16 protein-coding genes are annotated in these 13,635 nt (G+C 64.5%); 6 read left to right on the forward strand and 10 right to left on the reverse strand.

All coding sequences use genetic code 11. From position 1 onward, the window contains the following. Positions 1-41: 41 nt before the first annotated feature. Positions 42-227, forward strand: coding sequence for a CbtB domain-containing protein (locus tag WMW70_RS11165; RefSeq protein WP_341437585.1), 186 nt, complete (start codon positions 42-44; stop codon positions 225-227). Between the two features lie 11 nt (positions 228-238). Further along, complete coding sequence (locus WMW70_RS11170) at positions 239-928, forward strand: CbtA family protein (RefSeq protein WP_341437586.1); 690 nt, start codon at positions 239-241, stop codon at positions 926-928. A gap of 48 nt (positions 929-976) precedes the next feature. Here the strand turns inward: WMW70_RS11170 and WMW70_RS11175 are convergent, their stop codons facing one another. Genes WMW70_RS11175 through WMW70_RS11185 form a run of 3 tightly spaced genes read right to left on the reverse strand, consistent with a single transcriptional unit; the run spans position 977 to position 2,751 of the window. Beyond that, a complete protein-coding gene (locus tag WMW70_RS11175; protein ID WP_341437587.1) occupies positions 977-1,288 on the reverse strand; it encodes a hypothetical protein in 312 nt (103 codons plus the stop codon). Between the two features lie 6 nt (positions 1,289-1,294). Then, positions 1,295-1,978, reverse strand: a complete 684-nt coding sequence (locus WMW70_RS11180; protein WP_341437588.1) for a spermidine synthase — start codon at positions 1,976-1,978, stop codon at positions 1,295-1,297. 56 nt (positions 1,979-2,034) lie between these two features. Continuing rightward, entirely contained in the window at positions 2,035-2,751 is a 717-nt protein-coding gene (locus tag WMW70_RS11185; protein WP_341437589.1) for a ZIP family metal transporter, read from the reverse strand. A 239-nt stretch (positions 2,752-2,990) separates the two neighbouring features. On the opposite strand from WMW70_RS11185, the gene WMW70_RS11190 reads away from it, so the two are divergent. From WMW70_RS11190 to WMW70_RS11205, 4 genes are all read left to right on the forward strand, one after another. Beyond that, a complete protein-coding gene (locus WMW70_RS11190; RefSeq protein ID WP_341437590.1) occupies positions 2,991-3,845 on the forward strand; it encodes a sulfurtransferase in 855 nt (284 codons plus the stop codon). A gap of 205 nt (positions 3,846-4,050) precedes the next feature. Further along, on the forward strand, positions 4,051-4,530 hold the full coding sequence (locus WMW70_RS11195; protein WP_341437591.1) for a hypothetical protein: 480 nt from the start codon (positions 4,051-4,053) through the stop codon (positions 4,528-4,530). 161 nt (positions 4,531-4,691) lie between these two features. Continuing rightward, positions 4,692-5,942, forward strand: coding sequence for an OmpP1/FadL family transporter (locus WMW70_RS11200; RefSeq protein ID WP_341437592.1), 1,251 nt, complete (start codon positions 4,692-4,694; stop codon positions 5,940-5,942). A 67-nt stretch (positions 5,943-6,009) separates the two neighbouring features. Beyond that, complete coding sequence (locus tag WMW70_RS11205; protein WP_325509055.1) at positions 6,010-6,627, forward strand: response regulator transcription factor; 618 nt, start codon at positions 6,010-6,012, stop codon at positions 6,625-6,627. On the opposite strand, the gene WMW70_RS11210 is transcribed toward WMW70_RS11205, so the two are convergent. From WMW70_RS11210 to WMW70_RS11240, 7 genes are all read right to left on the reverse strand, one after another. Next, the gene (locus tag WMW70_RS11210) at positions 6,596-8,380 is read right to left on the reverse strand and encodes a hybrid sensor histidine kinase/response regulator (RefSeq protein WP_341437593.1); all 1,785 of its coding nucleotides are present in this window, start codon (positions 8,378-8,380) and stop codon (positions 6,596-6,598) included. The two genes, WMW70_RS11205 and WMW70_RS11210, sit on opposite strands and share 32 nt — an antisense overlap. A 30-nt stretch (positions 8,381-8,410) precedes the next feature. Then, complete coding sequence (locus WMW70_RS11215) at positions 8,411-9,484, reverse strand: lipase secretion chaperone (protein WP_341437594.1); 1,074 nt, start codon at positions 9,482-9,484, stop codon at positions 8,411-8,413. Positions 9,485-9,529: 45 nt separating this feature from the next. Further along, on the reverse strand, positions 9,530-10,456 hold the full coding sequence (locus WMW70_RS11220; RefSeq protein WP_341437595.1) for an esterase/lipase family protein: 927 nt from the start codon (positions 10,454-10,456) through the stop codon (positions 9,530-9,532). 103 nt (positions 10,457-10,559) lie between these two features. Continuing rightward, on the reverse strand, positions 10,560-11,108 hold the full coding sequence (locus tag WMW70_RS11225; RefSeq protein ID WP_341437597.1) for a glutathione peroxidase: 549 nt from the start codon (positions 11,106-11,108) through the stop codon (positions 10,560-10,562). A 94-nt stretch (positions 11,109-11,202) separates the two neighbouring features. Beyond that, the gene (locus WMW70_RS11230; RefSeq protein WP_341438059.1) at positions 11,203-11,328 is read right to left on the reverse strand and encodes a hypothetical protein; all 126 of its coding nucleotides are present in this window, start codon (positions 11,326-11,328) and stop codon (positions 11,203-11,205) included. Continuing rightward, on the reverse strand, positions 11,325-12,533 hold the full coding sequence (locus WMW70_RS11235) for an MFS transporter (protein ID WP_341437598.1): 1,209 nt from the start codon (positions 12,531-12,533) through the stop codon (positions 11,325-11,327). Before WMW70_RS11235 ends, WMW70_RS11230 begins: the two co-directional genes overlap by 4 nt. 156 nt (positions 12,534-12,689) lie before the next feature. After that, positions 12,690-13,586 carry a hypothetical protein gene (locus WMW70_RS11240; protein WP_341437599.1) on the reverse strand — a complete coding sequence of 299 codons (897 nt, stop codon included), beginning with the start codon at positions 13,584-13,586 and terminating at the stop codon, positions 12,690-12,692. Between the last annotated feature and the right edge of the window lie 49 nt (positions 13,587-13,635).

A 13,635-nucleotide genomic window follows, 5' to 3' on the forward strand; every position in this document is an offset into this window, starting at 1 on the left:
TCCTCGCATGGCCGTTTTTCGACTCCCAGGAAGGTTCATATATGTCCACCCGCACGCTGTCCGCCAGCCCCGCGCTCGCCCTGCCCCTGTCCCAACGCCTGACTCTCGCCCTCGGCAGTTGCCTGCTCGGTGCCGCGCTGATCTTCTGCGCTGGCTTCGCGCCCATGGAAGTGCTGCATAACGCCGCCCACGACGCCCGCCACAGCGCCGCCTTCCCCTGCCACTGAGGCTTTTCGACATGCTTAAACGAATCGCCCAGACCGCAGGTTTTGCGGGGCTGCTGGCCGCGCTATTACTGACCCTGATGCAGAGCCTGTGGGTCACGCCGTTGATTCTCGAGGCGGAAACCTATGAAAGCGCCGCGCCGGTGGCCGCACACAGCCATGCCGCCAATACAGCCCATGATCATCATGATGCCGACGCCTGGGCACCGCAGGACGGCGCACAGCGCACCCTGTTTACCGGGCTGAGCAATCTGGTGGTGGCAGTCGGCTTCGCCCTGATGCTGGCGGGGCTGTACAGCCTGCGCACTCCGGGTCGTATCTGGCAGGGGCTGTTATGGGGGCTGGCCGGTTTTGCCATCTTCAGCCTGGCACCGGCCATCGGCCTGCCGCCGGAACTGCCGGGCACCGCCGCGGCCGACCTGACGCTGCGTCAGTACTGGTGGGTCGGCACGGCCGCCAGCACCGCCGCAGGTTTGGCCTTGCTGGCGTTTGCCGGGCAGTGGTGGCTGCGACTCCTCGGCCTGCTCCTGCTGCCACTGCCCTATCTGGTCGGCGCGCCGCAGCCTGAGGTGCATCAAAGCCTGGTTCCGACAGCCCTGAGCCAGCACTTTATCGTCACCTCGCTACTGGTCAACGCATTGTTCTGGGCCGCCCTCGGCCTGATCAGCGCCTGGCTCTTTACCCGCGGACAGCGGGTGAACTGAGTAGTGTTTGTAGGGTGGACATGCCAACAGCTTGTCCACCCTTGAGGCTCAGGGCACAACGGCCAAGCGCCGCAGACCATAACGGCTCGCGTCGACCTTGCCGTGGTTGTCGACAATGGCGATCTCCGCACCCAGCTCACGCAGGCGCGTATTGATATCGCTGGCGTACAGCTGCTTGAGCCAGCGCCGGTAAGCCATGCCCTGCCCCGCCTCCAGATAACCATGCAGTTCGGGCAGGCCGAACGTCCAACCGCCCGCTTCGCAGGCAAAACCCTGGGCGCGCAGCTGTTCGAGCGTCTGCGCGTCGCCGCGCAGCACCGCTTCGCAACAATCGAGAAACCTCTGCCACGGATCGTTCATGGCGGATTACTTGAGCTTCTCGGCGATCCAGATGGTGTGCCGGGTGCCCTTGTTGCCGTGGGCGTAGACCTGCACTTCCTCGACCTTGAAGCCGGCCTTGCGCACCTTGTCGGCGAATTGCCGATCGGCGCTGGCAGACCATACCGCCAGCACGCCTTTTGCCCGTAACGCCTGGTGGCAACGTTGCAAACCTTGCGCCGAATACAGCCAGCCGTTGCGTTTCTGGGTCAGGCCCTCGGGGCCGTTGTCGACATCCAGCATGATCGCGTCGTAGCGCTGGTCGGCGTTCTTCAGGCAGTTGGCGACATCGTCCTGAATCACCCGGGTGCGCGGATCGAGAATCGGGTTGCCGGCCTTCGCGCCCAACGGGCCGCGGTTCCACTCGACCACTCCGGGCACCAGCTCGGCGACCTCCACCTCGGCGGTCTTGCCCAGGTTCTGCAGCGCCGCGGCCAGGGTGAAACCCATGCCCAGACCGCCGATCAATACCCGCGAGTCCGGCCGCCCGGCGACTTTCTTGCAGGGAATCGCCGCCAGGGCATCTTCCGAACCGTGCATGCGGGTGTTCATCAGCTGACCGCCATCGCCGCCGGCGATCTTGATCACGAAATCCTCGCCATATTCGAACAGGCAAAGCGCTCCCGAACCATCGGGAATCGGGGCGGTGTCCAGCAATACGAAGCGCTTCATGGTGGTCTCGTGAGAAGGAAATACGACAAAGAGGCGAACGATACAGCAGGTGCCGCTCAACCCCCAGTCAGCATATGGCCGACGATACCGAGCATGAAACCCAGCAACGCGCCGAGCGACGGTGCCCAATGCTTGTTCAGCTTGGCCTGCGGGGCGATATCCTGAAACACCGAATAGAGAATGCCGCCAGCGGCGAACAGCATCACCGCGGCAACCACTTGCGGCGAATCATCCAACCATAAATAACCGGATACGCCGGCAACCGGCCCAAGCAACGCGGCGGCGGCAAACAGCGAGAGCAGACGTTGGCGGCTGTAGCCGCTCGTTTGATTCATCTCGCGGTAGGCATTGAAGCCCTCCGGCAGGTTCTGCAGCGCCATCAGAATCGCCAACAACATCGCGCCCGTGCCGCCATGGGCGAACGCCGCGCCCAAGGCCAGGGACTCGGGGATAAAGTCGCTCAACATCGCGGCCATCTGGCTGGCGGCGGTTTTGCTCCGCGCCAGAAGGATATCCAGGCCCATAAAGGCCACGCCGCCAGCGCAGAACCACAGAGCGGCCGCCGTCGGCTCGAAGCGCACGATCGCTTGCGGCACCAGCACCAGCGCCACGGCCGCCAACAGCGCACCGCCACCGAAGGCGATCACCCCGTGACGCAGCTCATTCTCCAGCCAGCGCGGACGGATACGTTCGACGCTGGCAACAACCGCGCCGAGCGGCATGGCCATGCCGGCCAACAGGGTATACGCCACCACCTTCCATAGAGAATCCACGGTCACCTCGTCTGCCAGTCTGGGGTCATCAATATCCCCCATTGCGCTGCCAACTCAAGCGCAGGCATCCATCGATGCAGATCGATCACGGCATCGAGTGCCAACCCATGGCCACTTCGAGCCAATGCCGATTATGCTCTAAGCATTGCAAACCTAGACGGGCCAGGGCACGCGGGACGACTTACAACAGCCTGCCAACCCGACTTCCTTTCTTTAATCGACCGCCAAGGAGGCACGCCATGCCCCTCGCCCAACTGATCACCGCCGCGCAGTTACAGCAACGCTTGCATCGACCCGACCTGCTGATTCTCGATTGCCGCTTTGCCCTCGACGACCCGGCCTACGGCCAGCGCAGCTATGCCGAAGGCCATATCCCCGGCGCGCAGTTCGCCGATCTGGAACGCGACCTCTCCGGCCCCGTCCATAAGGGCGTAACCGGCCGCCATCCGCTGCCGAACGCCGATCAACTGCAGCAGCGCCTGCGCGACTGGGGCCTGAACGACGACAGCGAGGTGGTGCTGTACGACGACGGCCCCGGTGCCTTTGCCGCACGCGCCTGGTGGCTGCTGGCCTGGCTGGGCAAGTGCGAAGGCGTCTACCTGCTCGATGGTGGCCTCAAGGCCTGGCGCGAAGCCGGCGGCGAGCTGAGCCAGGCGCTGACAACACCCGCGCCCGGCGACTTTGCCGGCAAGCCCGACGCCGACTTACTGATCGATGCGGACCAGCTGCTGCAAGGCTTACACGACCCGCGCCTGACCCTGCTCGACGCCCGCGCCCTGCCTCGGTTCAAGGGCGAGGTGGAACCCCTCGATCCGGTCGCCGGGCATATTCCTGGAGCCCAGTGCGCAGTGTTTACCGACAACCTGGACAGCGATGGCTATTTCCTCGACAGCGCGAAACTGCGCCAGCGCTTTGCCGCGCAACTGGGCGAGCGCCCGGCCAGTGGCCTGGTGGCCTACTGCGGCTCGGGCGTGACCGCCTGCCATAACCTGTTCGCCCTGTGTCTGGCCGGCTATCCCCTGGCACCGCTGTATGCCGGTTCCTGGAGCGAATGGATCACCGACCCTGCGCGTCCGGTGGCCATTGGCGACTGAAACCAGGTCGGCCAGGGCCTAAGCACCAACTGGAATATCGGTCATAACCGAAAGCTGAAAACAATTTAAAAACAGCCCTTTACAGCGTAAAGGTAGCACTAGACTTCAACACAAGCGGCTAACCCCGCTTCCGGTGGGGCCTTTTCACAACAACTAAGACGCTGCCAGCGCCCCGGCCCCATCGGCTACCTGTCGCGAGGGCTATATGGGAATTGCCGCCTGCGAGTTCAGCCAGTACGTTATTCGGCCCACCTTGATCTACCTGGGCCGCCATTCCGCCGCCGCCGAAGCCCTGCTCCTGGGAGCCGCCGCCAGCCAGTCCGGGCTGGGTGCGGGGCTCAATGACAAGCACGGCCACGGCCTCTACCGCATCGCTGCCCTGCGCCACCAGCAGCTCTGGGACCTGCATCTGGCCCGCGATCCGGACCTGGCCAGCAAGATCAGGGGACTGGCCAGCCAGCATGCCTTTCTCGCCGCCCCGCACCTGGAACTGACCGTCAACCTGCGCTATGCCACGGCCATTGCCTGGATGCTGATCGAGACGGACGCCTGCGAGCTGCCCGCCGCCGACGATCTGCTCGGCATGGCCCAGATCTGGCAACGGGTATTCAGACCCCAGGGCCGGCCGCGGGACTTTATCGCCGCCTGGCAGCGCTATATCGGTCGCATCAGCCAGGTCGCCTGACGCCTGGACAGCGGCCGTTATTGTCCGACAATTTAACTGCAGTTAGCAGAAAATAGCCGCATTTTAAACGCATAATCGCTCTATCTCGGGAACTCAAAGGCTTGGCAAGGGGCATGAAAGGTTGCTAGTTTCCGCCCCCCGCTCAACCCTAGGAGTCCTCCGTGACCAGAAAAGTCGTCAAGACCTGCCTGTCTCTTGCCCTTGCCTCTGCCGCCAGCCATGGCGTTGCCAGTGGCTTTGCCATCAACGAACAAAGTGTCAGCAGCATGGGTACCGCCTTCGCCGGCCGCTCCTCCTCGGCCGATGACGCCAGCACCGTGTTCGGCAACCCGGCCGGGATGGCACGCATCAAGCGCGAACAAGTCAGCGGCGGCATTGCCCTGATCCACGCGAAAACCGATATCGACAACGCCAGCGGCTCCGCCCGCGGCAGCAATGACGGCGACATGGTGCCGTTTATCGGCGCGCCCATGGGCTATTACGTCAAACCGCTGGACGACAACTGGAGCTTCGGCCTGGGCCTGTACGTGCCGTTTGGCCTGGTGACCGATTACGAGCGCAACTTCCAGGGCCGCTACCACGGCGACCGCAGCGAAGTGCGGGTGGTTACCCTGCAGCCGACCCTGAGCTATCGCTTCAACGAGCAACTGTCGATCGGCTTCGGCCCGACCATCAACCGTATCGACGGCGAGCTGACTTCGGCCGTCAACAACCCGATTCCTGGCGCGGGTGACGGCAAGGTCGAAATCAAGGGCGATGACACGGCGCTGGGATACAACCTCGGCGTGCTGTTTGAGCTCAGCCCGCAGAGCCGTTTCGGCCTGACCTACCACTCCAAGGTGGATTACCGCCTGAAAGGCGACACCAAGGTGTCCGGCCCTGGCTTCGTCATCGGTTCGTCGGCCGGCACCTACGACACCTCGCTGGAGCTGACCACCCCGGAGTCGGTGGATGTGTCCGTGACCCACGACCTGAATGCCAACTGGACCCTGTACGCCGGCAGCACCTGGACCCGCTGGAGCCGCCTGGAAGAAATCCGCGCCGACAACAAAGGCGTAGGGGGCTTGCTGGCAGGTGCCCTGACCAGCATCAGCGAGCCGCAGAACTGGCACGACACCTGGGCCCACGCCGTGGGTGCGGCCTATAAACTGAACCGCCGATGGACCCTGCGCGCCGGCCTGGCCGTGGACCAGTCACCGACCAACAACGCCGACCGTTCGCCACGCATCCCCAGCGGCGACCGCACGATCCTCAGCCTGGGCGCGGCCTGGAGCCCCAATGAGGACATGACCGTCGACCTGGCCTATTCCTACCTGATGGAAGACGATGCCGATATCGAGCGCGACGACTACCGCTCAACCTACAAAAACACCGCCCATGGTCTGGGCACACAAGTGACGTATCGCTTCTAATTCGGCCCGGACTTTGGGGTACACTCGCGCAGCGATGACAATTATAAAAATGCCGCGTGAGACGACCATGACTGCACTCTGTACTGCCCTGCCGGAGCGGCTCTGCCTGCTGCTGGTGGATGACCACAGGATCTTTCTCGATGGCCTCAGCCTGGCCCTCGCCCCTCTTTGCGCCGACCTGCAGATCCATACCGCCGAAACCGCTGCCGCGGCCGAAACCTGCCTGCAGCACGCCGACTTCGACCTGATTCTGCTGGACCTGCGCCTGCCTGACATGCCCGGCCTGGAGCTGCTGCAACGCTGGCAACAACAGGGCCGCATGACCCCGGTGGCGATTCTCAGCGCCAGCGACTCCAACCTGGATGCCCAGGCCGCACTGGCCGCCGGAGCCCTGGGTTTTATCCCGAAAAGCGCCAACAGTAACGAGCTGCGTCAGGCCGTTACCCGCGTGTTGCTGGGCGAAACCCTGCCCGCTCCGGCCGGGGCCGAAAAGGCCCAGCTGACGCCGCGGCAGATGGAAATTCTGCGATTACTGGCCGACGGCCTGCCGAACAAGTCGATCGGCCGGCAACTGGGAGTGGCCGAGGACACGGTCAAGACTCACCTCAAGACCCTGTTCCAGGAACTCGACGTGCACACCCGCACCGCGTGCGTCAGTGCGGCGCGTCAGCGTGGTTGGTTGTAGCCGCCTGACGCGTCGGCAGCAGCACTGCCAGGGCCTGGCGCAGGCGCGCCGGCAACAAGGGTTTACCCAGCAGGGTGATATGCGCCGGCAGGCAGCGCTCCTGTAACTGGCTGCTGATATCGGCGGTAATCAGCAGCGCCGGCAACATCAGCCCCGCCTCTTCGCGCAGGCGCTCGATGGCGGACAGGCCATCCTCCTTAGCTGCCAGGCGGAAATCGCTGATCAATAGCTGTGGCTGGGCCTCGTCCAGGCACAGCAGGGCGGCTTCGAGATCGGCGCAGGCCCAGACCTCACAACCCCAGCGCCGCAATAGCCCGGCCAGCGCCTCGCGCCCAGCCCCGTCGTCCTCCAGCAGCAATATCCGCCCGCTCGGGGCTGCCACCGCGGCCAGCGCGACCTGCCGCTCGCCCGCCTCGGCGCGCGGCAGCTGCAGCACGAAGCGCGCGCCCTGGCCGGGGCTGGAATGCAGGCGCAGCGGGTGCTCGAGCAGCTCGGCCAGCTGTTTGACGATGGCCAGCCCCAGGCCCAAACCGCGCTCGGCATTGCGCCCGGGATTATCCAGCTGCTGAAATTCCTCGAATACCCGGTCCTGCTGTTCCGCGCTCAGGCCGCGGCCATCGTCGCCCACCTCGAGCAGCACTACGTCCCGTTCGGCCCGTGCGCGCAGCCAGACCTGGCCGGCCTGGGCGTGACGCAGGGCGTTAGCCAGCAGGTTGCGCAACACCCGCTCCAGCAGCAGCGGATCGCTGCGCACCCAGAGCGCCTCGCACTGCAGCTGCAGGGCGACGCCCTGGGCTTCGGCCTCGGCCCGGCTCTCCTCGCTCAGGCGCGCCAGCAATGGTGCCAGGGCGACCACCTCGAGCTTGACCTGCACGCCACCGGGCAGGGTCATGCGGCTGTAATCGAACAAGGACTGCAGCAGGCGGCTGAGCTGCTCCACCGAGGTCGCCAGGCGGCTGCTGATGCGCTGCGTGCCGGCCTCCTGGCTCTGCTCCATCAGGTGCTGGGCATACAAGCCCATGGCATTCAGCGGCTGGCGCAGGTCGTGGCTGGCGGCCGCGAGCAGGCGCAACTTGCGTGCATCGTCGGCCTCGGCACGCTGGCGGGCCAGGTCGAGCAGGCGCAAATTGAGCCAGGCACCGCGCTGACCATGCTCCTGCAGGTAGGCACCGATACTGCCGATCAGGTTGGCGCAGATCAGGAACAGACCCTGGTAGGCCAGCTCCGAACCGGCCTCGGTCAACAGCAGGCCGAGACCGAGAAACAGCGCGCAGATGCCCCAGGCCGCGGCGCTGACGGCCCGAAACGACACCCCCAGCAGCACATAACCGAACATCAGCACCAGGAACAGGCCGTCGTAAGGTATGGCCACGCCCATGTCCCAGCAGACATAGATGACCACCACCACACTGGCCCCGTTGAGTCCGTAGGCGGCGACATAGGCCAGCAGGCTGAGGTGCGGGTCGCTCTGCGCACGCCGACAGTAAAAGAAGCTAAAGACCACGCTGAGCATCGCCAGCAACCGCACCGGCACGCTGATCAGGCCCACGGCCAGGGGCATGAAAAGCAGATCGAGAACACAGTAAACCAGCTGGAAGATCAGCGCGGTGCTGACGATCAGCAACAGGCGGCGGCGAATGCGCTGCACCCTATGGCTAACGAAGCCTTCTTCCAGCTCCGGCACAAAGCACAGACGGCTGTAGCCGCGGCGCTGCTGTGCCAGCAGCAGGCGCTCTTCCTGTTCCGGGGTCATGCCCATGGGGCTCCGGGGTTCGCCCCAGACTTACAACCCCGAGGTTTCGCTGTCCTGCTGTTTGACGGCAATGGCGTCATAGGTTTCCACCCGGTGCTGGTCTTCGGCGCTGAATAATCGCTGGCGCAAACGCTGCTGCTCGCGCTGCCGATCCGCAGGGCTCAGGCCATTGCCCTGCAGGCTGGCCAACTCCTCTTGGTACTGACCATAGCGTTGTTGCCAGGCCCGCTCGTTGCGCTGCTCGGTGAGCAAGCGCTCGACCGTGGGTGGATCATAGGTCAAGGCGAGGAACTGGCGCACCTGCTCCTCGCTCGCCCCCTCTTGCCACAGCTGCTCGCTGCGTGCCTGTTGGGCCTGGGCCTGGCTGTGGCGCTCCTCGCTGGCGCGCATGGCCGCCGGCAGCTGCTCGCGCAGGCGCAACTGGGCCTGGGCCTTGCCCTCCTCGCCAAGATCCTCGCGGGCGAGCAGCGCCAGGTTCTCCAGGGTGTAGCGGGCATAGGCTTCTTCGGCCCCGAACAGGGCCTCCACCGCAGCCGTGGAAAAATGCCCACGGCGCAGCTCGGCCAGCTTGTCGAATGCCTGCTGCAGGGCAGCCAGCTGCGACTGCGGTTGCGCCTGCTGGGCAGCGCTCAGCGGCTGTTCGAGCAGCGCCAGACTGGCGCGTTTGTAATCCATATAGTCGCCCAGCAGGCCGATAAACTGACCCAGGGCCGGCTCCGCCAAACGCTGGCTGGCATCGGCCAGCATGGCTTCGACGGCCGCATCCAGCCCGGCGCTGTCGGCGGCGCTAAGGAAGTAATCGAAATAGTCGCGCACCCCGAGGTTCAGGCGCAGATTGCCGGCACTGTCGCTGCCCAGCTCGCCATCCACTTCGGTGCCCTGCAACCCGGGCAGTTGCGCGGCGGCGGGCGCAAGCGCAGCAGCCGGCGCGGCAGACGCCAGCAAGGGACTTGGCAGGCTGTCGACACTGGCTACGGGGGTGGGCTGGGGCGCGGTAAACCGGGCTACGGGAGCAGGCTCTGGCCATTGCCAGTAGAGGGTCAGGCCGCCGACGCACAGTGCGGCGACCAGCAAAAGAAAAACATGACGCGAGGGAAAGGGCATGGCACCTCCTAGGGCGGGCCGCATGCTGCGGCCCGCAACAACCGGTCAGACGCCTTTGTTCTTCAAACGGTTGGCATGCTGGCGATACAACGAGACGGGCTCGGTCCAGCCGCGGATGCCGAACAGGTGGTTGATCGCATCGACGTGGTTCATGTTGTAACTGTCGCCCAGCACCTGGCCCAGGTAGGTGGAGCAGACGCCGACCAGGCCGTCATTCTTCTCGCTGCCGAACGCCAGGCCGGTGATGGCCAGGAACGGATCGACCGCATCGAAGATGTTGGTGTAGGAGGTGTTACCGGTCCAGGAGAAGTAGCGGATGTTGTGCCCGCGCACGTTATGCACTTCGGTGGACTTGGCGCAGTAGCTGCTGGTGTTCACGCCCCAGGGGTGGCGGCTGTTGAGCGCGGCGGTGCCGGCGGTGGTCAGGGTCTTCAGGGCGTCGATGCCGCTCTGCGGGTTGCTGCTGCCGGACAGCAGATTGATCACTGCGCCCAGGGCGTTGGCCAGGGCATTGGCACCGCCTTCGATGGCGCTGTTGGGCGGAATCACGCCGCGCAATACGTCGGCTACCTTGGAGCCCTTGTTGACGCCGTTGATCGAGGTCACCGAGGCCACCAGATCCGGCCGCAGGGAGGCGGCGACGCGGGAGGTTGGCGAGCCCTGACTATGGCCGATCAGGTTGACCTTGCCGCCGTTGGCACCGGCCCAGGGCACGATCTGCTGGGCCAGCGCGGCACCGCGCTGCTCGCTGTCGTTCAACGCCGAAACGCTGGCGACATAGACCTTGGCCCCATCGCGCTCGAGGTTCCAGGGAATGGTATGGAAATAGTTGATCAGGCCGCCGATGGTGTCGAAACCGGTCACCCCGTGCACCAGCACGATGGGGTATTTGGTCTGGGTGTAGCCGGCCTGGGCTTCGACCGCGCCGAGCAGGGCGCAGGCAGCGAGAGCAGTTGAAATAACGCGACGCATGGGTGCCTCCTTGTTTTTATTGTGGGCACGCCGGGTAACTGCGTCCGGCGTAACAACACTCTAAGGAGGTGTGCAGGGTCCAACCATCGCCCAGATGGGTGAGTCAGGGTTGCGAAGCGATGGCCTGCTCGAGCGCGGCAATCAGCTTGGGATCGTCCGGCAGGGTGCTGCTGGAGAAACTGGCGATCACCCTACCCTGGGCATCCACCACATACTTGCTGAAGTTCCAGCGCGGAGCCTGGCTCTGCGCGGCCAGCTCCTTGAACAACGGGATGGCCTGCTCGCCACTTACCGGCTGGGTGTCAGTCATGCTGAAGGTCACACCGTAATTGACGTAGCAGACCTTGGCGGTCTCTTCACTGCTGTCGGCTTCCTGGCGGAAGTCGTCCGAAGGTACGCCCAACACCTCCAGGCCCTGCCCCTTGTAGCGTTGGTACAGCGCTTCCAGTCCTTTGAACTGCGGGGTAAAGCCGCAGAAGCTGGCGGTATTGACCACCAGCAGCGGCTTGCCGGAAAACTGGCTGCAGAGATCGATCCGCTCCTGGCTGCGCAGCTTCGGCAGTTCGCCCTGCAGCAGCGCCGGACAGTCGGCCGCCAGAGTCGGCGCGGACAAGGCCAGGAGCATGGAGATCAGAACAAGGGAACGCAGCATGACAGAGGCCTCTGGAGTTGAAGAGGTTGAGGCTACTCGCCGAACAGGCAGGCGGCAATTTTCGCCTGGTAACAAAATTCTATGGACTGCCGACTCAGCACACGCCCATGCCCAGCTGCAAAAAGGCCAGCCCACTCTGCCGCCAGGCCCACCACAACAACCCCAGGGCCAGCATGCTGGCCAGCGCCGCCAGAGCGCTCAGGTAATGTTTGTGCATCATGCCGCCACCGCCTGATTGCGCAAACGCGCCACCGGTTGCTCGCGCACCGGCCAGTTCAGCGCCGCCGCCAGCAGGCTGAGGACAATGGCGATCTGCCAGACCAGGTCATAGCTACCGGTGCGGTCAAACAGGTAACCGCCCAGCCAGCCGCCGAGAAAGGCCCCCAACTGGTGGAACAGGAACACGATGCCGCCGAGCATCGACAGGTTGCGCACCCCGAACATCGTCGCCACCGTGCCATTGGTCAGCGGCACGGTGGACAGCCACAGCAGCCCCATGGCGATGCCGAAGGCATAGGCACTCCACACCGTCAGAGGAGCCACGACAAAGGCGCTGATCACCAGCGCCCGCGCCAGGTACAGGGCGCTGAGCAGGCGCGGCTTGGACATGCGCCCGCCGAGCCAGCCGGCGATATAGGTGCCGAAGATATTGAACAGGCCGACCAGCGCCAGCACCGTGGTGCCGACCAGCGCCGGTAGGTGCTGATCGACCAGAAACGCCGGCAGGTGTACGCCGATAAACACCACCTGGAAGCCACAGACGAAAAAGCCCAGGGCCAGCAACCAGAAGCCGGAGTGGCTGCAGGCTTCGCGCAGCGCCTCGCCCAGGGTCTGTTCGTGTCCGAGCAGCGGCAGCGGATTGTCCTTGAGCAGCGCCGCCAGCGGCACGATCAGGGCCACCAGCAGGCCCAGGGCGAGCAGCGCCGCCGACCAGCCGAGCCAGCCGATCAGGCCCAGGGTCCCGGGCAGCATGGCGAACTGGCCGAAAGAGCCGGCCGCGGCGGCGATGCCCATGGCCATGCTGCGTTTTTCCATCGGCACGGCGCGGCCCACCGCACCGAGAATCACCGAAAACGAGGTGCAGGACAGGCCGATACCGATCAACAGTCCCGCGCTCAGGGAGAGGCTCAGCGGCGAATCGGCCAGGCCCATGCAGCCCAAGCCGATGGCATACAGCACACCGCCGACTATCACCGTGCGGCGGGCACCAAAACGGTCGGCCAGGGCCCCGGTAAAGGGCTGGGTCAGCCCCCAGATCAGGTTCTGCAGGGCGATGGCAAAGGCGAACACTTCGCGCCCCCAGCCGAACTCGGCGCTCATGGGCGGCAGAAACAGGCCAAAGCCGTGACGAATACCCAGCGACAACGCCAAGACCAGGGATGCGCCCAGCAATATCCAGCCGCTGGTGCGCCATAGTGAAGTCATACGTGGTCCTCAACGGGTAGCGACCCGCTTAGCGAAAAATCGACAATCGGATGCAGGTATATACCCCCGCCCGATGAAGTGACAGCTACAGCTGCCCGGCAATACAGCACTACAGATTGCACCCGGGTTTGAGCATGCAAGCAAGTCGACTATCGACTAATCGCGACCGGTAAAAAGCAGCGGCGCGGCACTGGCGCGCCGAGCAAAGAACTGCAGTAATTGCTCGTGGTAATGGGCGTACACCTCGGGCGGCAGCCAGCGCCGGAAGATCGCCATTGAGCTGTCAGGCTCAGCGGAAACTTCACGCACAGCCCGATCGAGACGCCTGGCCATTTCTGCGCCCCAAGGCGTGCGTGCGCAATAGATACCCACAGTCACCAGCTCAGAGTTCTCCCGCAGCGGCACGCTGATCAGCGCATCATCCAGGCTGAAATGGCGCATCACCTCGGTGTAGATGACGGGGTAATCGAAGACATAATCCAGGCGGTGATGGCTGACCATAAGCAGCAGGTTTTCCCCCGCCAGGCTGCCACCCAGCTCGGAAATTCGCCCTTCGGCATGGGCCTTGCTCAGGCGCTCGCGAATCGGCGCAGGATAGACCCGGCTCCTGGCCAGGGCACCGCGCAGGTAGGGATTGCCGAACAACCAGTCCAGGCTGACCTGGCCGTCCTCGATCAGCAGTTGATCCAGAGTCTGCGGACGCACCAGTACATGGATGGGCGTGCTCGCCACATAGGGTACGAAGTAGCCCACACGATCGCGCTCGGGGCTTTGCAACTGGCCGCTGCTGCACATCTCGCCCTTCTCGCCCATACGCTGTTCGACGCGGGTCATGGGCAATACTTCGTAGTGCATCTGCAACTCGGGCAGGCGCGCGGCCAGCAGCTGCATGGCCTCGAACAGCACGCCATCGACCACCTTGCCATCGCGCACATTGAAGGCACCGGGAATCGGCACAATGCCCCAAACCAACTTCTCGGTCTGCGCCACACCCGCACCGGAAAAGCCCCAGAGCAATGTCGCCAACATCAGCGAGTAAAACGACCTGCACACCATAAACATCCCTGCTCCACCGGGTTGTCCCTACACGCTAGGCGATAGC

Origin of the sequence: Pseudomonas sp. XK-1, assembly GCF_038069885.1 — a bacterium.
GTDB lineage: Bacteria > Pseudomonadota > Gammaproteobacteria > Pseudomonadales > Pseudomonadaceae > Aquipseudomonas.